General features: G+C 42.8%; 25 protein-coding genes. 16 read left to right on the top strand and 9 right to left on the bottom strand.

Features of this window, described 5'->3' with window-relative positions; translation table 11 throughout:
- Positions 1-47: 47 nt before the first annotated feature.
- Complete coding sequence (locus tag BMX50_RS20330; RefSeq protein WP_091212802.1) at positions 48-2,417, bottom strand: ABC transporter permease; 2,370 nt, start codon at positions 2,415-2,417, stop codon at positions 48-50.
- A gap of 862 nt (positions 2,418-3,279) precedes the next feature.
- Between BMX50_RS20330 and hemC the strand changes: the two genes are divergently transcribed.
- The 12 genes from hemC to BMX50_RS20270 all read left to right on the top strand — a co-directional run bounded on the left by hemC (position 3,280) and on the right by BMX50_RS20270 (position 15,593).
- On the top strand, positions 3,280-4,854 hold the full coding sequence (gene hemC, locus BMX50_RS20325; protein WP_091213743.1) for a hydroxymethylbilane synthase: 1,575 nt from the start codon (positions 3,280-3,282) through the stop codon (positions 4,852-4,854).
- An 86-nt stretch (positions 4,855-4,940) separates the two neighbouring features.
- On the top strand, positions 4,941-5,912 hold the full coding sequence (gene hemB, locus BMX50_RS20320; protein ID WP_091212800.1) for a porphobilinogen synthase: 972 nt from the start codon (positions 4,941-4,943) through the stop codon (positions 5,910-5,912).
- Between the two features lie 287 nt (positions 5,913-6,199).
- On the top strand, positions 6,200-7,567 hold the full coding sequence (hemL, locus tag BMX50_RS20315; protein ID WP_091212798.1) for a glutamate-1-semialdehyde 2,1-aminomutase: 1,368 nt from the start codon (positions 6,200-6,202) through the stop codon (positions 7,565-7,567).
- 109 nt (positions 7,568-7,676) lie between these two features.
- The gene (locus tag BMX50_RS20310; protein WP_091212796.1) at positions 7,677-8,552 is read left to right on the top strand and encodes a sensor histidine kinase; all 876 of its coding nucleotides are present in this window, start codon (positions 7,677-7,679) and stop codon (positions 8,550-8,552) included.
- Positions 8,553-8,566: 14 nt separating this feature from the next.
- Complete coding sequence (locus BMX50_RS20305) at positions 8,567-9,274, top strand: response regulator transcription factor (protein WP_090529686.1); 708 nt, start codon at positions 8,567-8,569, stop codon at positions 9,272-9,274.
- Positions 9,274-9,840: a hypothetical protein gene (locus BMX50_RS20300; RefSeq protein ID WP_091212794.1), complete on the top strand. Its 567-nt coding sequence runs from the start codon at positions 9,274-9,276 to the stop codon at positions 9,838-9,840. The genes BMX50_RS20305 and BMX50_RS20300 overlap by 1 nt, the downstream gene beginning before the upstream one ends.
- Positions 9,841-9,976: 136 nt before the next feature.
- Positions 9,977-11,002 (top strand): uroporphyrinogen decarboxylase, encoded by a 1,026-nt coding sequence (gene hemE, locus BMX50_RS20295; protein WP_091212792.1) that lies wholly within the window; start codon positions 9,977-9,979, stop codon positions 11,000-11,002.
- 106 nt (positions 11,003-11,108) lie between these two features.
- Positions 11,109-11,642, top strand: a complete 534-nt coding sequence (locus BMX50_RS20290) for a CopD family protein (protein ID WP_091212790.1) — start codon at positions 11,109-11,111, stop codon at positions 11,640-11,642.
- 555 nt (positions 11,643-12,197) lie between these two features.
- Positions 12,198-12,767: an RNA polymerase sigma factor gene (locus tag BMX50_RS20285; RefSeq protein WP_091213737.1), complete on the top strand. Its 570-nt coding sequence runs from the start codon at positions 12,198-12,200 to the stop codon at positions 12,765-12,767.
- The gene (locus BMX50_RS20280; protein WP_091212788.1) at positions 12,751-13,545 is read left to right on the top strand and encodes a hypothetical protein; all 795 of its coding nucleotides are present in this window, start codon (positions 12,751-12,753) and stop codon (positions 13,543-13,545) included. The genes BMX50_RS20285 and BMX50_RS20280 overlap by 17 nt, the downstream gene beginning before the upstream one ends.
- Before the next feature lie 34 nt (positions 13,546-13,579).
- Positions 13,580-14,413 (top strand): outer membrane beta-barrel protein, encoded by an 834-nt coding sequence (locus tag BMX50_RS20275; protein WP_091212785.1) that lies wholly within the window; start codon positions 13,580-13,582, stop codon positions 14,411-14,413.
- A gap of 181 nt (positions 14,414-14,594) precedes the next feature.
- A complete protein-coding gene (locus tag BMX50_RS20270) occupies positions 14,595-15,593 on the top strand; it encodes an ABC transporter ATP-binding protein (RefSeq protein WP_091212783.1) in 999 nt (332 codons plus the stop codon).
- Positions 15,594-16,139: 546 nt separating this feature from the next.
- Here the strand turns inward: BMX50_RS20270 and BMX50_RS20260 are convergent.
- Positions 16,140-16,451: a hypothetical protein gene (locus BMX50_RS20260; RefSeq protein ID WP_091212779.1), complete on the bottom strand. Its 312-nt coding sequence runs from the start codon at positions 16,449-16,451 to the stop codon at positions 16,140-16,142.
- A 238-nt stretch (positions 16,452-16,689) separates the two neighbouring features.
- Between BMX50_RS20260 and BMX50_RS20255 the strand changes: the two genes are divergently transcribed.
- Genes BMX50_RS20255 through BMX50_RS34945 form a run of 3 tightly spaced genes read left to right on the top strand, consistent with a single transcriptional unit; the run spans position 16,690 to position 18,538 of the window.
- Positions 16,690-17,805: a sensor histidine kinase gene (locus BMX50_RS20255; RefSeq protein ID WP_091212777.1), complete on the top strand. Its 1,116-nt coding sequence runs from the start codon at positions 16,690-16,692 to the stop codon at positions 17,803-17,805.
- The gene (locus tag BMX50_RS34950; protein ID WP_244281056.1) at positions 17,802-18,098 is read left to right on the top strand and encodes a LytR/AlgR family response regulator transcription factor; all 297 of its coding nucleotides are present in this window, start codon (positions 17,802-17,804) and stop codon (positions 18,096-18,098) included. Before BMX50_RS20255 ends, BMX50_RS34950 begins: the two co-directional genes overlap by 4 nt.
- 23 nt (positions 18,099-18,121) lie before the next feature.
- On the top strand, positions 18,122-18,538 hold the full coding sequence (locus BMX50_RS34945) for a LytR/AlgR family response regulator transcription factor (protein WP_244281054.1): 417 nt from the start codon (positions 18,122-18,124) through the stop codon (positions 18,536-18,538).
- Positions 18,539-18,551: 13 nt separating this feature from the next.
- Here BMX50_RS34945 and BMX50_RS20245 read toward each other — a convergent pair whose 3' ends face one another.
- From BMX50_RS20245 to BMX50_RS20235, 3 genes are all read right to left on the bottom strand, one after another.
- Positions 18,552-18,869 (bottom strand): hypothetical protein, encoded by a 318-nt coding sequence (locus BMX50_RS20245; RefSeq protein WP_091212775.1) that lies wholly within the window; start codon positions 18,867-18,869, stop codon positions 18,552-18,554.
- A gap of 233 nt (positions 18,870-19,102) precedes the next feature.
- Positions 19,103-19,945, bottom strand: a complete 843-nt coding sequence (locus BMX50_RS20240; protein WP_091212773.1) for an oxidoreductase — start codon at positions 19,943-19,945, stop codon at positions 19,103-19,105.
- Positions 19,946-20,268: 323 nt separating this feature from the next.
- Positions 20,269-22,263 (bottom strand): M1 family metallopeptidase, encoded by a 1,995-nt coding sequence (locus BMX50_RS20235; RefSeq protein WP_091212771.1) that lies wholly within the window; start codon positions 22,261-22,263, stop codon positions 20,269-20,271.
- A 192-nt stretch (positions 22,264-22,455) separates the two neighbouring features.
- On the opposite strand from BMX50_RS20235, the gene BMX50_RS34605 reads away from it, so the two are divergent.
- Complete coding sequence (locus BMX50_RS34605) at positions 22,456-22,617, top strand: hypothetical protein (protein ID WP_167668038.1); 162 nt, start codon at positions 22,456-22,458, stop codon at positions 22,615-22,617.
- Here the strand turns inward: BMX50_RS34605 and BMX50_RS20230 are convergent.
- The 4 genes from BMX50_RS20230 to BMX50_RS20215 form a co-directional block, all read right to left on the bottom strand.
- Positions 22,614-23,114 (bottom strand): SMI1/KNR4 family protein, encoded by a 501-nt coding sequence (locus tag BMX50_RS20230; RefSeq protein ID WP_091212768.1) that lies wholly within the window; start codon positions 23,112-23,114, stop codon positions 22,614-22,616. The two genes, BMX50_RS34605 and BMX50_RS20230, sit on opposite strands and share 4 nt — an antisense overlap.
- A 9-nt stretch (positions 23,115-23,123) precedes the next feature.
- Positions 23,124-23,579, bottom strand: a complete 456-nt coding sequence (locus BMX50_RS20225) for a helix-turn-helix domain-containing protein (protein ID WP_091212765.1) — start codon at positions 23,577-23,579, stop codon at positions 23,124-23,126.
- A 1-nt stretch (position 23,580) separates the two neighbouring features.
- The gene (locus tag BMX50_RS20220) at positions 23,581-23,883 is read right to left on the bottom strand and encodes a type II toxin-antitoxin system HigB family toxin (protein WP_208864754.1); all 303 of its coding nucleotides are present in this window, start codon (positions 23,881-23,883) and stop codon (positions 23,581-23,583) included.
- A gap of 106 nt (positions 23,884-23,989) precedes the next feature.
- The gene (locus BMX50_RS20215) at positions 23,990-24,340 is read right to left on the bottom strand and encodes a Spx/MgsR family RNA polymerase-binding regulatory protein (protein WP_091212761.1); all 351 of its coding nucleotides are present in this window, start codon (positions 24,338-24,340) and stop codon (positions 23,990-23,992) included.
- Positions 24,341-24,456: the final 116 nt, after the last annotated feature.

The following is a 24,456-nucleotide window of genomic DNA, read 5'->3' as shown; positions in this document are numbered from 1 at the left end:
CGAAATGGGTGTTCTCTCGACTTTGACCGGGTGAATGAAGTGGTTAGTCACTCCGTTCTCAAACTCTTTATCGGGTTTACGGTTGCTGCTTTTACCGATTCATAACTAACCGTAGCCCAGGCAATACCCAATGCGGCTACAGACGCAATGAAAAACACCGTCCACCCCACGTTAATGTGATAAGCAAAACCCGACAGCCAGTTATTAACAGCGTACCACGAAATTGGAACCGCTATAATTATAGCGACGAATATCAACCTGGTTATTCCCGATGATAATAAATAAACCAGGTTCACTACAGAAGCACCCAGCACTTTACGCACACCAATCTCTTTAGTTCGCTGTTCGGCCATAAATGCCGATAAGCCATATAAGCCGAGGCATGAAATAAAGATGCCCAACCCTGCAAACAGGTTAAAGATATTACCCATCTGCTGTTCGCCTTTGTAAAGTTTGGATAATTCCTGATCAATAAAATCAAATTTAAAGGGATAAGCGGGATTGAGTTGCTGGCTAATTGCCGATAAAACCTTTATAGTAGCATCGGTTTTTCCGGGCAATGTCCGTACAACCACATATCCTCCTATTTTATTAAAAGGTATAACCAGTGGCTCAATGGCTTGCTGAACAGGTTTAAAATTAAAGTCTTTTATTACCCCTACAATTGTACCTTTGTTGCCCCAAACTGATAACGGCTTACCTACGGCAGTGCCGGCGTTAAGGCCCATTACGCCCGCCATTTTTTCGTTAATCATGTAGTTGTTCGAGTCGGTTTTAAAAGCCGGTGAAAAACTTCGGCCGGCGGCCAGTTTCATTCTGAATGTGCGCGTAAAATCGCCATCAACAGCCATTACCGGGATAGATAATTGCGACCGCGGATCTTTGCCGCTCCACTGGACGTTGAGTGTCCAGCCGCCAAGTTCGGTCGGCAGATCGGAAATTGTAGTAAAATTGCTGGTGAGTGAGGTTTGTCTTAACATATTTTTCAAAGCCTCTTGCTTATGCCAGATCTCGCCTGTCATTGGCATATACAAAAGATTAGCCTTCTCGAAACCAGGATTCCTATCCCTGATAAATTTAAGTTGCTTATAAATAACTACCGTACCTACCAACAATATAATTGACACCATGAACTGTACCACTACAAGGGTGTTCCGGAAAAACAAATTACCACCCATTGATTTTACATTTCCTTTAAGCACTTTAACCGGGTTGAAGCCAGAAAGGAATAATGCCGGATAACTACCGGAGATAAGACCGGTCATGAGGGCAATGCCTGTAAGACTTAACCAAAGCCTGGCATCTGATAAATCAATAGTAAGTTTCCTGTTGGCCAGATCATTAAATACAGGCAAAAACATACGTACAATAACAAGCGCCAGTAATAACGATAGGAATGAAATAAATACCGATTCGCTTAAAAACTGAAGTACCAATTGTCCGCGAACTGCACCGGCAACCTTACGCAAGCCTATTTCTTTAGCCCTGCGGGCCGAACGCGCAGTTGCCAGGTTCATAAAATTGATGCAGGCCACAATCAATATCAATATGGCAATCACAAAAAAGATACTTACGTACTGCGCATTACCATGGCCCGGCGAATCCCCTAACCTTTCCGGATCGAGGTGTATTTTGGTTAAAGGCTGCAATTTGAACGTAGCCTTGGTATCCGGGCTATGTTTATGAAAAATCTGACCAATTTGTGTTTCCAGTTTAGATAGATTAGCGGCAGATGGATCAAAGTGTTTATCAAACTGAACATAGCCGTAAAAGTTAAAATTATCCCAGATGTTATTTTTTAGATCGTAATTGGTTTGAGCTATCAAAGCCATCGGAAGCAGGATATCAAATTGCAGATCGGAATTGGCCGGAATATTGGCCATAACACCTGTTACTACCAGGCTTTCCTTATTATCTTTCCGGATCACCTTACCAATAGGGTCTTCTTTCCCGAAATATTTTATGGCGATGTCTTCTGTTATTAAAATCCCATTTGCCTGACTTAAAGCTGTAGCCCGGTCGCCCTTTATTAAAGGGTATGAAAACATATCCATAAAACCCGGATCAGTATAAAACACGTGTTCTTCCTGGAATTTCCGGTTGTTAATTTCAAACAGCACGGAAGGAAAACCGGGGTATAAGCGAGCAACGTTCTTTACAACAGAGATCTCCGATTTCAAGCCAAAAGGCATCCCAGCCGAACTTGCTGCTGTTTTAGAATCGCCGAAATTGCTATCGATACGATAGATCTGCGCGGCATTTTTATGGAACTTATCGTAGCTTAATTCATTTTGCACCCAAAGCAAAATCAGGATACTGGAGGCAAGGCCAATGGCTAAACCGGATATATTAATAATGGAGTAAGCTTTGTCCTTTATTATGTTCCTGTAAGCAAGTTTAAAATATGTTTTGAGCATAGGGATGTTGATTGTAGAAGCTGTTAAACTTAAATAAACTATCTGATACACTGGTAGTGCTTAAAACCCATGCCATCAATTTAAATAACTGAAAAACAATAAATTAATGTTATTTTATTTATAATACCGTTCGAAAACGTTACAACGGGTGTGCGTTTTTGCCTGATACAGCAGCGGGCTACGGAGGCTACTATGATCCTATCACCGCTCATTAACTGGACGAAGTTACGCCTCGCTAAACTTCGACCAGAAAAAGGATATTGACCTTACGAAGCTTCGCTTCGTAAGGTGTATTAATGCCCAAAGCTAAACCTCCCTGCTTTAATACATGGTGGCAGCATTTTGTCATCATCAAATTCAAACACCCCGCACCGATTAGAAAAAACATCAAAAAAAGCATAAAAAATCGCGTCAAAAAAAGCTCCGATCCGCAATGATCATAAAACACCAGACCCGTACTCTAAAAAGTTTTAAATACTGATTATCAATAATTTAATACCGTTTCAGGTAAAAAACTAAATTACTGATTTCCAATAAGTAACATTTAAAAGCCGTTTCACTGTTTCACTCTTAAAAAATGGAACATATCTATTTTTTAAGAAAAAGAAGCACCAGGCTTTTTTCATTTTTTTTCGGGAATCAAAAAATTGGGACACCCGCTTTGTTACAAAGCTACATCCGCTGCAGCGAGGTTGTGCCTTATGGCAAATATGTTAAGTACGCGATATGCCGGGCAAATTTATACAAACATCAAAACCCACACATTACAGTCATTTTGTTGCAATTAACAATATTTCATGCAGTTGATGTATCTTATCATCGGCATAAAAAATTAAATTTGCAGCTGAAAACAATCATTCTTTTGGACAGAAAACTAATTATAGGAACCCGTGGCAGTGAATTGGCTTTATGGCAGGCCAATTTCGTTAAAGACAGCCTCGCTGCCATTAACATTACCGCCGAGTTAAAGATCATTAAAACCCAGGGCGACCGTATCCTGAACCTCAGCTTTGACAAGCTGGAAGGTAAGGGTTTCTTTACCAAAGAATTAGAAGAAGAATTGATTGCTGGCACTATTGATATCGCCGTGCACTCACATAAGGACCTGCCAACTGAAAATCCTCCGGGACTCATCATTGCAGCAGTTTCAGAACGGGAAGACCCCGCCGAACTTTTGTTGATCCTGAAGGATTGTGTTGATGTTCATCAAAAGCTGTCTGTTAAGTATGGCGCCATTGTGGGCACATCATCAAACCGCCGTAAAGCCCAGTTGCTTGCTCACCGCCCCGATCTTGAAATTGAAGACCTTCGCGGTAACGTGCCTACCCGTATAGGTAAACTTCGCGATGAAAAATATGATGCCATTATGCTGGCTAAAGCTGGCGTTACCCGTTTAGGCCTCGACCTGAGCGAATTTCATGTAGAAGAGATCACCCCGGTTGAACTGATCCCTGCTCCTGCACAAGGTGCATTGGCTATCCAGATCCGCGAAACTGACCATGAGCTTTTTGAAGCATTACAGGCCTTACACCATATTGATGTTGCCGAAGAACTGGCTGTTGAACGTACCGTATTGAAATTATTTGGTGGCGGTTGCCACCTGCCTTTAGGCTGTTACTGCCGTAAGGAAGACGGCCTTTTCCAGGTGTTTACTTCTAAGGCCAACGAAGGAGATGAATTTCCGGATAGGTTGTTTTTAGAAGCACCAACAACCGAAGGTTTGGCAGAAAAAGTAGTAGCCAAATTTGCTAAAGGTCGCAAACACCCTGCAAGCGTGTTTATTTCGCGCGAGCTTGGCGAGCAAAGCTATTTCCGTAAAGCGCTTGAAAAACATGGTATCCAGATAGAAGATCGTTCGCTAATCCGTACTGTGCCTGTGATCACCCGCTTTGACTCATACATATTAAAAAATATCGACTGGGTATTCTTCTCCAGTAAAAATGCTGTTGAGTACTTTTTCCAGTTGAACCCGCAATTCCCTAAAAAAGTAAAATTTGGGGTAATGGGCAGCGGCAGTGAAGAAATGCTGCGTCGTAAAGGTCACTTTACCGATTATGTTGGCGAAGGCACCGATACTGCCGAAGTTGCTGAAGAATTTGCTAAACTGGCTAACGGTAAAATTGTACTGTTCCCCGGTGCCGAAAGCCCGATGAGGAGCATACAACAAGGCTTATCTGCCGATACAAAAATCATCGACCTGCCTGTTTATGAAACCGTACTGGAAGAAGATGTTGAGGCCAGCGGCGCTGATGTGATGGTATTCACCAGCCCATCAAACGTAGAGGCTTATTTTGCCGATAACCTGCTGGACCCATACCAAAAGGTGGTAGCCATAGGCAAATCAACCGGCAAAAAGTTTGACGAAATGGGTGTAAAATACACGCTCCCCTACTCACCCGACGAAGTTGGGCTGGCAGAGGCAGTGTTTGGACTTTAAACGTCATTGAGTCATTGGGTCATTAGGTCATTTTTTATAAAGCTGACAAGTAATGACTCAATGCCCCAATGACATAATGACTTATTATGTTACAACGACCAAGAAGGAACCGCAAAAGTGAAGTGATACGCCAAATGGTGCAGGAAACACATGTTAGTGCTGCTAACCTGATTTTCCCGCTTTTTATTATTGACGGCGTAAACCAGAAAAGTGAAGTGGCGTCAATGCCGGGCATCTTCCGTTATTCTATCGATAACCTGCTGCGCGAAATTGAAAGCTGCCTTAAACTGGGCTTAAACTCTTTCGATCTGTTCCCTAATATCGCCGAAGACCTGAAGGACAAATTTGCTACTGAAAGCTACCGCGATGAAAGTCTTTACTTACGCGCCATCCGCGAGGTAAAGAAAAACTTCCCGGAAGCCTGCGTTATTACCGATGTAGCCATGGACCCATACAGCAGCGACGGACATGATGGCATTGTGGAAAACGGTGTGATCCTGAACGATGAAACGCTGGATGTTTTAGGCAAAATGGCTTTGGCGCATGCACAATCAGGTGCTGATATCATCGCTCCATCGGATATGATGGATGGCCGTGTTGGGTACATTCGCAATGTGCTTGACGATAACGGTTTTACAAACGTGTCTATCATGTCGTACTCGGCTAAATACGCCAGCGCATTTTACGGCCCGTTCAGGGATGCCCTTAACTCGGCTCCTAAGTTTGGCGATAAAAAAACCTACCAGATGAACCCGGCCAACCAGCGCGAAGCCCTGATTGAAGCCGAACTGGACGAGCTGGAAGGCGCAGATTTCCTGATGGTGAAACCGGCCCTACCCTACCTGGATGTTATTAAATTAATAAAAGATAATACCGAACTGCCTGTTGCAGCCTACAACGTAAGCGGCGAATATGCCATGATCAAAGCTGCCATACAACGTGGCTGGCTAAACGAGCAGCGTGCCATCACCGAGGTGCTTACCAGCATCCGCCGTGCCGGTGCAACTGCTATTTTAACTTACCATGCCAAAGAGGTTTTGGAGAATAAGTGGTTGTAGGTTGAGGTGAAAGGGAAAAGGTCAAAGGCGAAAGGTAGAAGCTAATCTACACTACGTCATTGCGAGGTACAAAGCAGTTTAAGCCTTACGAAGTTTTAAAAACTTCGTAAGGCTGGATCTACACCCCGTCATTGCGAGGAACGAAGCAATCGCACGGAAGCAGGTCTGCTCTGTATAGTTTGCGATTGCTTCGTTCCTCGCAATGACGGCTTACAAATAAAGGCACAGGCCTCAATAAATAATAAAACAGCTTTAAGCCTTTGGCTTTCAGCTTTAAGCTCATAAAAATGTTCGATTCAATAAAAAAGATGTTTTCTGCAGAGGATGAACCGGTAAATACTACGGGCAAGCCCGATATCAGTCGTGAAAAATCGGCCGAGCTTTACGCTAAGGCACAAACCTATTTTCCGGGTGGGGTTAACTCACCGGTAAGGGCTTTTAAATCTGTTTATGGCACACCGCTGTTTATTCAAAAAGGCGATGGCAGCCATATCTGGGATGCCGATGGCAACGAGTTTATCGATTATTGCTGCTCATGGGGACCACTGATCCTGGGCCACAACAATGCCAAAGTAAGGGAAAAGGTTATCGAGGTTATGCAACACGGCATGAGCTTCGGCGCGCCTACCGCATTGGAAAATGAGCTGGCCGAACTGATCCTGAAAAACAATAAGTTTATTGAAAAGATCCGCTTTGTAAGCTCGGGCACTGAGGCTGTAATGTCGGCCATCAGGTTAGCAAGGGGATATACCAAACGCGATAAAATTCTTAAGTTTGAAGGTTGCTATCATGGTCATGCCGATGCCTTATTGGTAAAAGCAGGTTCGGGCCTGGTTACTTTCGGCGAAACTTCATCTGCCGGTGTACCAAAATCAGTTGCCGACGAAACCATTGTGGTAGCGCTTAATGATAAAGAAGCTTTGACTAAAGCTTTTGACGAATTTAAAGACCAGATTGCGGCAGTGATCATTGAACCTGTGCCGGCAAACAATGGTTTACTATTACAGGAAAAAGAATACCTGCAATACCTCCGCGACATCTGCACTCAAAACGGCACCATGCTGATATTTGATGAGGTGATTTCTGGTTTCCGTGTTGGCTTTGAAGGTGCTGCCGGTTACTACCAAATCAAACCTGATATTATCACTTATGGTAAAATCATTGGTGGCGGTATGCCTGTTGGTGCCTATGGCTCATCGGCAACAATTATGAGCAATATTTCGCCCGAGGGTTCGGTTTACCAGGCAGGTACTTTATCAGGCAACCCGGTTGCTATGGGTGCCGGTATCGCCCAGCTCAGCGAGCTTTTACGTATGGGCTTTTACCGCGACCTGAACAATAAAACACAAGAGTTCGTAGAAGCTATCCAACGTTTTGCTACTGCCCGTAATTACAAGTTCAAGGTGTTTGGCATAGGCTCTATATTTTGGTTTGCTTTTACAGATAAAGAGTATATTCGTAAAGCCGAAGATATTGATGCCTCAAGCATGGAGAAATTCAAGAAATTCCATCGTGAGCTGCTGAACAGGGGCATTTATTTGGGTCCGTCGGGGTATGAGGTTGGCTTTATATCGTCGGCACACACCAAAACCGACCTGGAGAAAACAAAACGTGCTATATTTGATAGTTTAGATTTGGTATTTAATAGTAAATAAGTTGGCAGTTGCCCGTGGGCAGTTTGCAGTTAAGGGGACAATCATATTGCTAACTAATTGACTACTGCAAACTGCAAACCGAGAACTGCAAACTGATTAACATACTGAGATGAAGAAGTCATTTGTTATTTTTTACGCGCTCATCACCTATGCCGTTGCCGAACTGGTATGGTGGGGCTATATGCTGGTTACGCTGCAACCGCGCCGCACCGGTATGATCCTGGGCGAAGGGGCCATGTTTGTAGCCGTATTTTTAATTGGCGCAATCAACCTTCACCGCTCGTTTAACAAAGAGCGCAGGCTACAGGAGCAAAAAAAGAACTTCCTGCTTTCGGTAACACATGAGTTGAAATCGCCGCTGGCATCAATCAAGATCCTGCTGCAAACTATTCAAAAGCGTCATCTGACCAAAGAACAGCTTCTTGATTTTATTGAGAAATCATTAAACGATGTTGAACGTTTGGATGATATGGTTGAGAATATGCTGCTTGCATCTAAGATCGAGAACCGCTCATATAGCTTCCCTAAGGCCAGCTTTAACCTTTCGGTTTTGGTTGACAGCATTGTTAACCGCCTGCAGATCTCCAAATGCGATTGCAATCAACAGATCATCGAGGCCGAGATTGAGCCTAAGGTGGAGATTGTAGGTGATAAATTTGCCCTTACATCGGTAGTAACCAATTTGATCGAAAACGCTGTAAAATATTCAAGCCCCTGCTCGTCTGTTGGGGTAAAGCTGTTTTCGAAAGACGATAAAGTTTATTTACAGGTAGCCGATCATGGTATCGGTATTGCCGACGAGGAAAAGACCCGCATTTTTGAGCGTTTTTACCGCGTAGGCAGCGAAGAAACCCGTAACACTAAAGGTACCGGACTGGGCCTTTATATTGTTAAGGAGGTGTTGGATAAACACCAGGCCAGTATCAGGGTTAAAGATAACCGCCCTGCTGGTAGTATTTTTGAAGTTACATTTGGATTAACCTAAATTTGAATATGAGCATGCCAAACAAAAAAAGGATTTTATTGGCCGAAGACGAAGAGCATTTGTTAGAAGCAATTAAGCTTAACCTTGAGCTGGAAGGCTACAAGGTAACTCCGGCTAAAAACGGCAAAAAAGCTTTACAGCTATTTAAAGAAGAACGCTTTAACCTGGTGATACTTGACGTAATGATGCCCGAAATTGACGGCTTTGTTGTTGCTGAAACCATCAGGCTTGAAAATACCGAAGTACCTATCATGTTCCTTACGGCAAAAAACACCAATGAGGACAAGATTTCGGGCTTAAAGAAAGGTGCCGATGATTATCTTACCAAACCTTTTAACCTCGAAGAGCTTATTTTAAGGGTGAACAACCTGGTAAAACGCAGCCTGAAAGGTGAAGACCTGAAAGAGTTTAACAGCTACAAAATAGGTGATAAAACCATCCACTTTAACTCGTTTGAACTGGTTAATGAAGATGGCTCAATTACCGCCCTTACTAAAAAGGAAACCATGCTGCTTAAACTGTTGATTGAGCGTCGTAATGATGCTGTATCGCGCGAGCAGATCCTGGAAACAGTATGGAATTATGACGTTTATCCGTCAACCCGTACCATCGATAACTTCATCCTAACCTTCCGTAAGTATTTTGAACCAGACCCTAAAAACCCGGTTTATTTTCACTCTATCCGTGGTGTAGGCTATAAATTTACCGATAATCAGCATTAATGTTCAGTAACAGGGTACGTATATTCATTGCGTTTGTATTTCTGCTGTCGTTAGGTGTGTTGGTGTATTTTCGTATTTATGAACTTGCAGTAGTGGCAGCAATGATGATCGTCCTGCTTATCTGGGATTATTTCAGACAGGGTACGTTAATTGTTGCATCCAAGCATTTTCATGTAAAGGATTTCGACAAAACAGCCGCTTCATTAAGTGAGATCGCAAAACCCGAGTGGCTCAGCAAAAACCGCCGGGGTTATTATGAATTCATTTACGGCGGTCTTTGTTTGCAAAGGCAGGATTTTGAAGAGGCTGAAAAGCATTATGAAATAGCGGCACAATATCCATTGCGTTCGGTTAATGACCACGTAGCAGCATTGGTTAGTGTGGCCAATATCAGCATCAGGCGCGGTAATGTTGAAAAAGCTAAAGCATATCTTCAATTAACCGAAAAGCATAAAGAAAAAATAACAGCCAAAATGAAGGATGTGATAAGCCGCCTTCAGCAGGAATTGAAAAAAGAACCAGAAAAAAAGAGTCAAGACTTTAAGAGTCAGGAGACAAGATATTAAGAAATAAGACGGCAAGAGTCAGGATGGAAAGAGTCAAGAGACAAAACAGCAAGAAGCAAGATAGATGAAATTTCTTTTCCTGTCTCTTGATTCTTGACTTCTTGCTTCTACCTAACTTCTTGCATCTAACTAAAATATGAGAGATTCGTTATTAATAAAAGCGGCATTTTCGGAGCAAACAGAACGCCCACCGGTTTGGATGATGAGGCAGGCGGGCCGCTTTATGAAAGAGTATTGGGACATTAAAAACAAATACTCGTTCCTTGAAATGTGTAAAACACCGGAGATTGCTGCCGATGTTACCATGCTGCCTGTCGACCTGTTAGGCATCGACGGCGCAATTTTATTTTCAGATATCCTGGTAACAGGTGAAGCCATGGGCGGCGACCTGAGCTTTAACGCAGGCGTTGGTCCGCTGTTTGCAAACCCCGTACGTACACAGGCCGATGTTGATGCATTGCGAACCGATGTGTTGGACAAGTTGCAATACGTTGGCGATGCCATCAAAGTGATTCAACAGCGCCTTGCCGGTCGTATTCCGCTGATCGGTTTTGCCGGTGCGCCATTTACAGTAATGAGCTACCTGGTTGAAGGCGGATCATCAAAAGATTTCAAGCGGACCAAACTGATGCTGCACAATGAGCCCGAAATGGCCCATCAGCTGTTATCAAAAATTGCCACCGTTACCGCAGATTACCTGAACATGCAGATTGCTGCCGGTGTAAACGCCGTACAGATCTTCGATAGCTGGGCGCAGGCTTTAGCATGGGATGATTATAAAGAATTTAGCCACCGTTATATTGCCGAGATCATCAGCAAGCTGAACCGTAAAGATATCCCGGTGATCTCTTTCTGTAAAGGCAGCTCGGTTTTTGCACCATTAATGGCCGAGGCTAAACCGGATGTAATTTCTATCGATTGGAATGTTGATCTGTTAGATATTAAAAAACGCTTACCGGCAGGCATAGCGGTACAGGGTAACCTTGATCCGCACATCCTTTATGCTGATAAAAAAGTAATTAAAGAACGCATCTACCGCCTGTTCGACCGCATGAAAGGCGAAAACGGCTTCATCTTTAACCTGGGTCATGGCATTATGCCGGATATCCCGTTTGATAATGTGAAGTACGCGGTGGAAGTGATAAAAGAATACAGAAATTAAAAAAAAGTATGTCATTGCGAGCGATAGCGTGGCAATCGCGAACTATGCAAGTCACTCTGTAAAGTTCGCGATTACTTCGTTCCTCGCAATGACATGAACTTACGGTATGTACCAATACGTTCTCGCCATACACATCATTTTTGTAGTCTGCTGGATGGCGGGGCTGTTTTATATTGTGCGCTTATTTATTTATCATACCGAGGCACAGGATAAACCCGAACCGGAACGTACCATACTCTCCAAACAGTTTGAAATTATGGAGAGCAGGTTATGGAATGTTATAGCCAAACCATCCATGCTAATCACCATATTGGCGGGCTGTACTATGCTATATTTAACACCAGCCTGGTTAAAAATGCCCTGGCTGCATATCAAATTAGCTTTTGTATTTGGCCTGGTGGCCTATCACCACATTTGCGAATCCAAAATAAAACAAATGCGCAAAGGCATTTTCAAATGGACTTCCAGCCAGCTACGCCTCTGGAATGAGCTGGCCACTATTTTTCTTTTCGCCATTGTTTTTCTTGCTGTAAAAAAGGATGCTTTGAGCTGGGTATTCGGCGTGGTTGGGATAGTTTCTTTAGGGGTTATCCTGATGATTGCCGTGAAGATCTATAAGCGGTATAGGGAGAAGAAGTAATCACCTAATCCGCTATCTCAATTTTTTCTGCCAATTCAATCAATCCCCTTAGGCAGATGGACTACTTTTATAAATTAACCATCGACACGAGGCACCTATGGAGCCACTTTCCGATTAATTTTTTGCTATAAACACGATACTCCTAACGGAGTTTTGAAATCGCTGTTTACCCCAGCGGGCAATGTCATTAAGTTAAGGGCTTGACAGGTTGCACCAGAGGTGCAAAAGGTTTGTAGAAATTAAAGATTTGTTTGTCTTGGTGTGCCAGAGGTACACAACCCCGAGTGTTCCGTACCTCTGGCACGGTTATTTTCGGTATATGACATTACTACAAACCTGTTCCCCCTCTGGGGAATTTCCCTTAACTTAATGACATTGCCCTTTGGGATAACGTGTTTATAGAAAAAATTAAATCAATTTTAAGGGCTCCGGAGGTGCCTCGTATTTTAAAAGCGATTCCCTATTTTACATGCTGTTCACCGGATAAACTATTTATTAAAATATTTACATCCCCATGCAACCATTTACATCACTATACCATCTTACTTATAAATGATGTTTTTGGAACCTAAATATACCATTCACCAATTGATAGACCGCTGCCGGGCAGGCGAGCGGAAGGCTCAGGAACTGCTTTATAAACAGTTCGCCTCAAAAATGCTGGGGGTATGTATGCGCTACGCTACCGACCGCATGGAGGCCGAAGATATGTTGCAGAATGGCTTTATAAGGGTTTTCCAAAAAATGAATGATTACCGGGGCGACGGATCATTTGAAGGTTGGGTTAGGCGCATTATGGTTCACAGTTCGATTGAGTATTATCGGAAACATCATAAGATGATGCAGGTAATTGATATTGAAGAGGCCGGACATGAGCCATCGGTTAATCCACTGGCAGCGGCCAACCTGGATGCAAAGGTGCTGATGGGCATAATACAGCAACTGGCACCGGGTTACCGGATAGTGTTTAACCTTTATGCGCTTGAAGGTTATTCGCACAAAGAGATAGCAGAGATTGTGGGCATTACCGAGGGTGCCTCTAAATCGCAGCTATCAAGGGCACGTACAATTTTGAAAGAACAAATTGCTAAAATGGAGGGCAAAAGTTATGGATATGCAGGATAAGGAACTGGACAGGCTGTTTCAACAAAAGCTTGATGACCTGGAGATACAACCGTCGGCCCATGTATGGCAGGGCATCAATGCCGAATTAAACGCCGGCAGGCGTAAAGGAATAATATTGCCTTTGCTAAGCGCGGCAGCAGGCGTTATTTTACTTATTACCGCAGGTATCCTGTTTATTCCTAAACAACCAGTTAAACATCATGACCATTCAACAGCAATAGTTAAAACCCACCAACCGGTAAAACAACTTGTTGCAGTTACTGTTGAGCCCGTGGTACCTCCAACCCCGGCCCAAAACAAAGTACCTGCAAATCCGGTTATAGCACCTGTTAACCAGTTAGCGCACATTAATAAAACCAAAACAAAAAGCAATTTGACGCCATCCCTATCACAGCCTGTAAACCCTGTCCAATCAGCTGTAACTGCCCATGCAGACGAGCCCTTACTGGCAAATACTCCTGCCATGGATTACCCTGTTGTTAAAGCCGCAGTCCAGGATACAGCAACCAGGATAAGCCTAAAGTTGGCCATTATTAACAACGACAGCACACAGCCGGTATTGATAGCCAGGGTACCGTCGCAAGCGGCTCCTGTTGCGGCCAAACCTGTAAAAAAGCACCGCATCCGCAGCCTTGGCGATGTTTTTAACGTGGTGATAGCCGCTGTTGATAAACGTAAAGATAAAGTGATTGAATTTAGCAATACCGATGAAGATGATGCCACCATTACAGGATTAAACCTGGGCTTTATTAAAGTAAAAAAAGAGAAAGACAAATAATATTTTAGCGAACGATAAATATATACCACAACATATGAAACGCCTTATTTTTACCATCACAATATGCCTTGCCGCGAGCTTTACTTTTGCTCAGAGCACACCTGCCGATTCTGCAAGAAATACCATCGATACCACCACTACCCATAACAAGCATGTTAAGGTAAAGCTTGGCTTTGGCGATGACGTGCCGCAGGTAAACATTAACAGCAACGGGCCCGATACCACCTATCATGCACACAAAGCACCGGGCTTTTCATTCGGGGTAACCTTTTCAAGGATCGACCTTGGCTTTGCTACGCTCATTGACAATGGCAGTTTCACATTATCCGATAAAAACAAATTTTTAAGCTACCGCCAATGGAAAACAAGCAACTTTGGTTTCGATGTGCTGCAATTTGGCTATCGCTTTAACAGCGCTTTCAAAATTTATGTATCCGGCGGCTTCGACTGGACACACATCCGCCTGCGTAATGATATCACCATTCAGCGTAATGCGCCGGTATTAACCTACGTTCAGGATAGTATCCACTTCAGCAAAAACCGTTTTTCATCAACCTACCTTCGCATCCCGCTATCGTTCTATTACCGCAGCCATGAAGATGACCGGGGGAACTATTTCAGGTTAGTTGCCGGTCCGGAGATTGGCATCCTGCTTAATGGCCGCGTAAAACAGATCAGTGAGGAAAACGGCAAACAGAAATTTAACGACGATTATCATTTTGCCAAACTGCGCAAAGGTGTATTTGTGCGCATGGGTTACGGCATCATGGGCCTATATGCCAAATATTACTTCAACGATATGTTTGAAAACAGCCCCGATCAAAAAGGCCTGAGAAACTTCTCATTTGGGTTAACTTTTGGCTTTTAAACAAAACCATGATTCTGAACCATGATTTTCAGGATTTTGGGATTACCGTGATAGATAGATAACCTGCTCTATCCAATAATCCTTAAATCAGACAAATCATAGTTCATACCCCATCCTGTAATCCTTAAATCAGGCAAATCATGGTTCAGAATCATGGTTCAAACGTTTATCTTTGCCCCTGATGTCAGAGATTCCTTTTTTGCAGGCGGTTGCCGTAAGTAAAATATATCCGGGAAAACAGCAGGCCGGCGTAAAAAAAACCGGACTGATTATTGAACCCGGCAAAATCACGGCCATTATCGGCGAAAGCGGTAGCGGTAAAAGTACTTTACTCAGGTTGCTATATGGTTTGCTCTCGCCCGATGAAGGCACTGTTTACTTTAAGGGCGAACGCATTTGGGGGCCTGAAGAAAAGCTAATCCCCGGTCATGATGCCATGAAAATGGTGACACAGCATACCGACGATCTTAACCTTTTTGCAAAAGTTTGGGATAACGTGGCGGCTATGCTCCCCGCAACCGACCTTAAAGCCAAACAGGAGAAAACCGAAAGAGTGCTTAAACAGCTCAACATGTTTGCCATGGCCGATAAGCGTGTGGCCGACCTGAGCGGCGGTGAAAAGCAGCGCGTAGCCATTGCCCGCGCCATTATCACGCATCCACAGGTATTACTGCTCGACGAACCATTTAACCAGGTAGATACTTCATTCAGGGAAGGCTTACAGCACGATATAAGGCAGATAGTTAAAGAAATCGGTTTAACGGTGATCATGGTATCCCACGACCCTGCCGAAGTGCTTTCCATGGCCGATGAGCTCATCGTACTTAATAAAGGCGAAATAGTAGAGCACGGAACACCTAAATCATTATACAAACACCCTAAATTTCTTTATACCGCACAACTTTTAAGCAACTGCAATGTACTTACTGCTCATGAAGCCCACCTTTGCGGCATTGAAATCTCAAAAGAATATGCTGTTATTTATCCAGAGCAGATCAAAATAAAGCTGATAGCCGCAGTAAAAAACTGGGTTGTTAAGCAAGTATTGTTTAAAGGTTTTTATGAAGATCTGATCCTTGAGCATGGCGGTATTATTCTCCGGGTTTTAAGTGAAGAGACAGGAAAGTATGTTGAAGGGGATTTTGTTGCGGTAAGGGTGGAGAAGTATCTGGAGTATTAGGAAATACACTTAAGAGGCAAAGCCTTTCTTGATATTATACCAGCGCGCAAAAACGAAGATATCTTGTTTCCCAAATGTTTTCCGCAGCAGATCAGCTTCGGGTGAAAACGAGCAGAACATGTAGGGAATGTGCGGCTGCAGGGGCATAGCAAGTTTTTGCAGAAGCAGTGGGTGAGCGCGAACCTGGGCAAAATAATTGCAGCCCGTGGTTCTGTTCGTTTTGCAGGGTAAAGGCCGCGAGGTGGGCTTCGAGGATGGGTTGTGCGCAAAGAAGCCTTTCTGCTGCAAGCCTTTTTGGTTACTTTTGTGGCGACAAAAGTAACTGGCCCTCGCGCGGCCAAGAGCGCGACGATGTAAGTTCAATACAACAAAAGTCGTTACCTGCCTTTGTGCGATTGCTTCGTACCTCGCAATGACATGGTGGAGAACTCATCTCACCTTTTGCCAATTTTAGGCTATAGAAAATCAAATCTTTCCTACAAAAAATAAACCGGCGCCATACCTCGCGTTGGCAACCGGTTTCTTAAACGTATATTTAAAAAAATCTTAATTCCTTAAATTAAGGCTCAGCATTACGAGGTTCTTATTTTCGATATAAGCTGTACGCTCATTCAGCCTGTCTAAAATTTGATCAAGCGCCAGGCGCGTCTTTTTCTTTTTGATATTGAGTTTGCTGTAAACTGTTTCTTCGTAAATAAGCTTATTGTTATCGTTATAAAATTTAACGGTTTGCACGCGGGGTAAATTAACGTTGTGTTCAACTACCCAAAATCCGTGTACGTCTGTTGTTTTATTCTGAGCCTGCACTGCAGCTGCTGCAAATGCCAGGATGCAAATTGTGATAATTAACTTTTTCATGGCCTTATTTTTAATTTATAAACTAAACTTAAGGGATTATAAAATCCGGCAAAAACAACATAGGCACATTACCGGCCAGGTACGATAAACTGTATTTTTATGCGACGAATGTACATTCATCCCGCAATGCGTACTGAAGCCCGTATCCCCTATGCAGTTCGTCATTAATTGATTGCAGTTTGTCGCACATTCACACTAAAATCAACCTGATTAAACTGTTTTGCAGTAAATTAGCTATATGAATAATGGTTTTGATATGATGCTTAACAATATCAAACTGCCACGCTTTTGGCAGCATGTAATATTTTGGGTGATAGTGTCATTTTTTATCACCGCGCTTTATTCATTGCAAACCAATTTTTGGGTATCCTTTCGCAATAATCTTTTGTACATGCCCATTCAAATAGGCTACTATTATGCTATTGCCTATTGGCTGGTGCCCAAATACGTTTTTGAAAAGCGATATGTGATGTTTTTCATGATGTTGATACCGCTTGTTTTTGCGTGTATGTTCATCAGCCGCGCAATCGGAATTACTTTTGTTGCCCCCTACCTGATCAGGGTAATGCGCGTAACCGATGCAGGCTATATAGCCTCTACCCATCGCCCATTTTTTGAGCAACTGCTGGATGGACAAAGCCTGGTAAATTCGTTTAAAGGTACCAACCTGTTCACGGGTTTTGTTTTGGCCATAAAGCTTTTTAAAATGTGGTATGAACGTAAGCAGGCAGCTCTTGAGGCCGAGCTCAATGCGCTGAAAGCCCAGGTACATCCACATTTTTTATTTAATACACTTAATAACCTTTACTCTTTAAGTCTTAATAATTCACCTAAATCCCCGCAGGCCATTATTGGTTTTTCAGATTTGTTGCGCTATATGCTTTATGAGTGTTCAGATAACGAAGTGCCTTTGGAAAAAGAGGTATTTATGATGCAGCAGTATGTGAAGCTTGAAAAGCTGCGTTATGAAGAACGCATCGATATCAACTTTACCATTACCGGTAATTTGAAAGATAAAACCATAGCGCCGCTGTTGATTTTACCTTTTATCGAAAATGCCTTTAAGCATGGTACCAGCGAACAGGTAGGCGCGGCCTGGATAAATATTGATATCAACGTTACGCTAAACCACTTTAAACTAAAGGTAGCCAACAGCAAACCCGAACACCCGGTTGAGGCAGGTAATACGCCGGGGCACATCGGATTAAGAAATGTGACCAAAAGACTCAATCTGCTTTATCCTCATTCTTCGCGCCTGAAGATCGTAAACGAAGAAGATACCTTTTTCGTGGCGCTTGATCTCGACCTGAAAACTGTAAAGCAAACCGCAACTCCACAAATGGTAACCGCATGAAAATACGTACGCTTATAGTTGACGATGAACCACATGCCATTGAGGTACTGAAAAATTACCTTGAGCGTTTCAACGAGATGGAGGTTACCGCAACCTGTACCGATGGCATCCAGGCTTTCAGATTGTTGCAACAAAAACCTATCGACCTGATGTTCCTTGATATACAGATGCCAGGAATAAAAGGTACCGATCTGCTAAAAGCCTCAAAAATCCACCTAAAGTTATCTTCACCACCGCCTACAGTGAATACGCTCTTGATGGCTTTGAGCTTAATGCTGTTGATTACCTGCTAAAACCGATCTCTTTTGAACGCTTTTTGCGGGCAGTCGACAAGATCTATCAGCTTAACGAGCATAAAGGCAAACCCGTTATTGCCCATGAAGAGCCTATAAGCGATACGCATACCTTCATTTATTTAAAGGTAGACCGCAAAACCATCAAGGTTAACATCAATGATATTTTATGGATAGAAAGCCTGCGCGATTATGTGAAAGTAGTGGCGGTAAACAACCAGGTCCACATCACCCGGCAAAGGATCAGCCTATTGGAAGAAATGCTGCCCGAGAGCCGGTTTGTGCGCATTCACCGGTCGTTTATAGTTTCGTTAAACAAAATAGATTCTTTCTATGCCTACAGTATGGATGTCGCAGGGCATGAATTGCCTATAGGCCGTAATTATAAACAGGATGTGCAGAAAAAGCTGAAGAATGAGCGCTTGCAGATGGGTGGATAAATTAAATACTATCTTAGTCAACAGGCTTAAAACCGGCAAACAAATCTCCAGCCTCCTTCAATGTATTCAACGGAACGTAATCACATACTTCAGCATATTCGCCCCACATTTGCTGCACTGCTTTATTGTGATGGGCATTTGCGATAGCTTCGGCGCTCAGCCATTCAAAAACCTCGATGATGGTGCCATCGGCAGCTTCCATGATGATGGATTCACGATCGGTTACCAACCCCTCTTGTTTAAGGCGCGGCAAATGCGTTTTCATCAATTGTTTTAGTGCTTCCTCTTTGCCCGGTTTGGGTTTATAGGCAACAATTACAATCTGTCCCATGGGTTTCAGTTTATTGTAGATGCAATTTACGAAAAAACCGCGGGGCTTTTAAATAGAGATCCTTTCTAAGGTGCAATCAAAAAATTGTCATTTCGACCGTAGGGAGAAATCTTGTATAACATACTAAGCGGATTTGCATAGCTGTCATGCCTGGCGTATAAGATTTCTCTTTCGCCCTCATGCACATTCCGCCCCTGCTCAATCGAAATGACAAATTTTAGAAAGCAAACCCTTTATTCCCCTTCCGGAAAATCAGCACCTACGGTAGTCGCTTCCCAGGTATCAAAATCCTTTTGCAACTCCTGCAATTTATTCCGGGCACCTTTTAGAGCGGCTTTACCTAATAACAAACGTAACGGTGGGTTTTCGGCTTCAACTGCTTCAACAATAGCTTTGGCAGCACGTTCCGGGTCGCCGGGCTGTTTGCCGCTATAGCCGCGGATATTGTTTTTATTGGTACCCGCAGTTTCTTTATAATCGTCGATAACAATTTTGCTATTATTAGCCGAACGGCCTGCCCAATCAGTACGGAAACCACTTGGTGCAATCACCGTGACTTTAATACCCAAGTGTTTGGTTTCTTTAGATAGCGCTTCGGAATAACCGTCGACAGCAAATTTAGTCGCGTTATAAAAACCTACTGCCGGGAAACCCACCAGTCCGCCTATAGAGGCTATGTTAACCACGTGTCCACTTTTCTGCGTACGCATAATTGGCAAAACAGCTTTGGTCATATTGGCAAGGCCAAAGAAGTTGATCTCGAACATACGCCTTACTTCGTCCTCTTCGCTTTCTTCAATGGCGCCAAAATAACCGATGCCGGCATTGTTCACCAGCACATCAATGGTACCGAATTTTTGCGTAACTGTTTCAACAGCCGTTTTGATTTCTTCAGGTTTTGTTACATCGAGTTTTAATGCAACAGCCATTTCGGGATAACTTTCAACAATGTCTTTTACATCATCGGTATTACGCGAAGCAACACCAGCCTTGTAGCCTGATTGTAAAACAAGCTTTGCCAGTTCCCTGCCGAAACCGGTTGAGCAGCCGGTTATTAACCATACTTTGTTTTTCATGATAGTTTGTGTTTGATACTGTAAAATAACGGTGTAGTATTTAATTGTTTGTCAGTTGAACTTTATTGTTACATAAAGCCGTTCTAATACTCTTCGACAAATAGTAACCATGTCCTTGCGAGGAGCAAAATGGAAATGAGCCCCGGGTGCGACGAGGCAATCGCATGCTATACAGAACGGCCCTGCCTCCGTGCGATTGCTTCGTTCCTCGCAATGACATGTTTTTTGTAACCTTTTTTATTTCCTATCAACGGTAACAAAACAAAAACGGCGATGAGCTAACACTCATCGCCGTTTCTTTGAAGTTTCCCCTTTAGGGGAGATTATTTCTTCCAAACGTTATTGTCCTGGTTGTAATCAGGCAATACTTTGTCCGGATCATAAGTAACCGATTCAATTTCTTCTGTCGATGGATATTTAAATGTCCATGAAGCGTAACGCTCCCAAATATCAACAGGAAGTTTCATACGTTCAACTTTACCGCTTTTGGTTTTGATCTCCAGAATAACCGGCATCGCCATTTTACCCAGGTTATCTAAAGTGATCAATGAACCTTTGGTTGGATCGTTATCAACATATTTTACATCGCTTACAGCAACGTCCAAACGCCAATCGTTCAGGAACCAGCCTCTCCAAAACCATTGCAGGTTTTCGCCGGCTGCATTTTCTATAGTACGGAAAAAGTCATCGGGAGTTGGGTGTTTAAATGCCCAGCGGTTGATGTATGTTTTAAATGCAAAATCAAAACGCTCTGGGCCTAAGATCTGCTCGCGCAGCAATACTAAACCGGCACTTGGTTTTGAGTAAAGCAAGGTACCTGTATTTCTTTCTTTCAGGTTGGCCGGCTGGCTCATGATAGGTTCAAGATCGGGCCTGGTAAAGTTACTGCCGATGGCATGCATGTCAGGCACACGGGTACTTTTGTATTCACCATTGTTAAAGTTAGCGGTAGAAAGGGTATTGATAAAAGTATTGAAACCTTCGTCCATCCAACCGTACATACGCTCGTTTGAGCCAACTATCATCGGGAACCAGGTGTGACCAAACTCGTGATCATTTACCCCCCAAAGGCTTGCCTTTTTTGCTTTAGCTCCGCAAAATACGATACCAGGATATTCCATACCGCCCACAATACCGGCAACGGCAGTAGCAGCAGGATAAGGGTATTCGAACCATTTTGATGAGTTATACTCTATTGATTTTTTCACATACTCGGTTGAGCGGCCCCATGCATCGTTGCCATCACTTTCAACCGGGTAGGCAGATATTGCAGTTGATTTTTTACCGCTTGGCAAATCCATTTTGGCAGCATCAACGATGAATGCTGCTGATGAAGCCCATGAAGCGTCGCGGGCATTCTTGATCTTAAAGTGCCAGGTTAATTGCGTTTTACCAGCCGGGCGCGATTTTGGATCGGTAACTTCATCAGCCGAGCGGATGATTACAGTGCTTTCGCTTTTTTCGGCAGCTGCCCAACGTTTCAATTGCTCAGGAGTATATACTTCCTGCGGGTTCAATAATTCGCCGGATGCTACTACGATATGATTTGCAGGAGCAGTGATACTCAGGTCAAAATCACCATACTCCAGGTAAAACTCACCCGGCCCACTGTAAGGAAGCGTGTTCCAGCCCATTACGTCATCATATACACATACGCGTGGGTACCATTGTGCAATGGTATAAACTTTACCGTTTTTAGTTTGCAGATATCCCATACGGTCTGACCCATAATTTGGCGACACAAATGAGTATTCAATTTTCAGTTTAGCCTGGCCACCATTGGCAGCAATTTCCTTTGGAAGGAAAACCTGCATCCTGGTATCGGTAATCAGGAATTTAACGTCAACATATTCGCCTTTAAGGCCGGCAACTTTTACCGCTTTAATTTTGTAACCGGCATCAAATGCCTCGCCGCGTCCCCAGTTACGGCTGCCTGCAGGCGGAACAATAGCTGTTCCCCTTGAATCGAGCTTAAACAGGTTTTGATCCAACTGCATCCACATAAAGCCCAATGTTTGCGGGCTGTTATTGGTATACGTTAAAACTTCTGACCCGGTAATTTCATTGGTTTGATCGTTTAGTTTGGCAGCCAATTGATAGTCGGCGCGATTTTGCCAGTATTTATATCCTGGTTCGCCGCTTGCCGCGCGAAATTCGGTGCCGTTTTTAGTGTAAAACCCAGGACCAAAAGTTTCGTGGTAATCATAAACAGATCCGGCGGGTGTGGTAGTGGTGGGAGGTGCTGGCTGCTGGGCGTAAGTTACGCTTGCGGCCAACATTAAGGCAAGGCTGCAACCTGCCGTCAGTTTTAGTTTCATGTTCAGTCAAATAAATTGCGTAAAGGAACAAGTATACTACAAATTAGGCAGATGCAAAAGATTGGTAAAACGATTGTTACCGATTTATTAAATAATTAAATCCAGGCTTAAAGCCTATATATCAGGTAGATTTGGATGAGGTTTAAAAAAACCACAGATCTATTATCGACATAAATATTTGTAAATTTACATATGAATCAATCTGTTAATCCAAACGAAGCAAATCATTTATCTGAAAGAGATATCGAAGACTTGCTTCAAACTAAGCAGGATTTTTCAGATGGAAAAACGGCAGCAAGAGACTGGGAAGATATAGAAAATGATCTTAACAAAGAATACGACAAAGCCTTTTAGTTCTCTCGCATAAAATCCAAAACATGTTCAAAATATTTTTTCAGATCATCAAAAGACTCTCTGCCCGGAATCCAGTTCGCGAACTTCCAATACTTCCACTCTATTGCAGTGGTCGACGGAGGTACGAGTAAAAAATATTGCTCTTGATCAATTCCTGCAACCACTATCGCCCTGGCTAAATCAGCGCTTTCATCCAATCCTGTTTCATTCCAAACTTCAATCAGAAAAGGATCTATAGTTTTTAAAAAATCTACTTTATCAATAGCTTCAAATCCCGGTTCAATATCATTTGGGGCTGAAAAGCCATTTGCAATTAAAAGAAAACGCCTGTAATCATCGGGAAATCTAACACCTAACCTATCTTCAGCAATTTTTATTTCATTTTCAGCAACAGGCAGACCTCCTAACCACTCATTTTTAATCTGTTGCTGTGTTAAAAGATTCCATCTATCTTCCGGGATAGCTAATTTGGAAATCTCTTTAAGCAGGTTTTTCATACCGATAAATTAATGCTTAACGTATCTCAACTGTTTTGTTGTATTGGAAAGATTAGGATTTAGTAAACGGGGATTGATTATTGAAGATAATTTATAGGGGCGGTTAAATGCCTCCTGCTTCACCTTAAAATAATCAGACAACTTTCGAATCACTTCTTTTGAAAGCCCCTTTTTATAATTTAAAATATCAGATACATATCCTTTACTAATCCCAAGTATTTCGCTTAAATCCTGCGATTTCAAATGATGATCGGCCATGAAAGAGCGTAATAAAACTATAGGATCAGTTTCCGTAAAGCTGTTGTGGTCTTCGTCATATTTTTCAATTAATAAAGTAATCAGGTCAATTTCATCCTGAACACTGACATCTATATCTCCGGCCAATAGGTCTTCTAATTCTTTACAATATTGATAATACTGTTCCCTACTCTTAATTACAGTATATTTAATCGTTGTTGTTTTCATCTCAATAAATATTTATACTATACTGACTACCTGCCTTACAAATTTTATCATACTCTGCATGGGTGCCAATCCAGCAAACAAATAAATGCACCTGATTTGCCCCAAAAGCGTATTTACATATCATACGGTAATTATTCCCTGCTATATCAAAAATTACCCGATTGCTGTTTCGGCCCAAAACATCAACTGCATTATATGTCCGTTTAATATCAGACGGCTCATCCCAATCAGCAAATTTTAACTTTCCAAGCCAATCGTTTAAAGAGGCGCGACTTCCCGGATATTGAATCGCAAAGTCTTCCACTGTTTGCCTCTTAATTAGGTGAACCCTCATTACAAATCAAATATAATAAAAAAGTTCACAAAATGTGAACTCGAAAAGACATGATTAAGCATCATTTATTTTCTCCCTACTTCTCCAAAAAATGATCGGCATAAACCTTCTCATCAAAGCCGAAGAAAAGGAAACCATTATCCTCAATAACCGGGCGTTTGATCATGCTGGTTTTTTGCTGTAATAATTGCAACGCGTCGGTATTGGTTTTGATGCTTTCTTTAACTGCCGGGTCAAGCTGCTTCCAGGTGAGGCCTTGTTTGTTCATGAATTTTTCGTAGCCTGCTTTGGTATCCCATTCCTGTAACTTTTCGGTGCTTACACCCAGCTTTTTAAAATCCTGGAAATCATACGCTACTTTATTTTCTTTAAGCCAGTCGAGGGCTTTTTTTACTGTATTGCAATTGGTTATTCCGTAAACTTTCATGTGGCAAATTTACGGTTTTCGATATTCTATTCAGACGCGTAATCCCATCCAACCCATCTCTTTTTACAATGAATAGATACAAAACAGAAAAGGCGCTATTACGCGCCTTTTCCAAC

Origin of the sequence: Mucilaginibacter gossypiicola (genome assembly GCF_900110105.1) — a bacterium.
Lineage (GTDB): Bacteria > Bacteroidota > Bacteroidia > Sphingobacteriales > Sphingobacteriaceae > Mucilaginibacter > Mucilaginibacter gossypiicola.
Note: the sequence above shows the minus strand (reverse complement) of the source record. Positions and strands in the feature narration are given on the sequence as shown.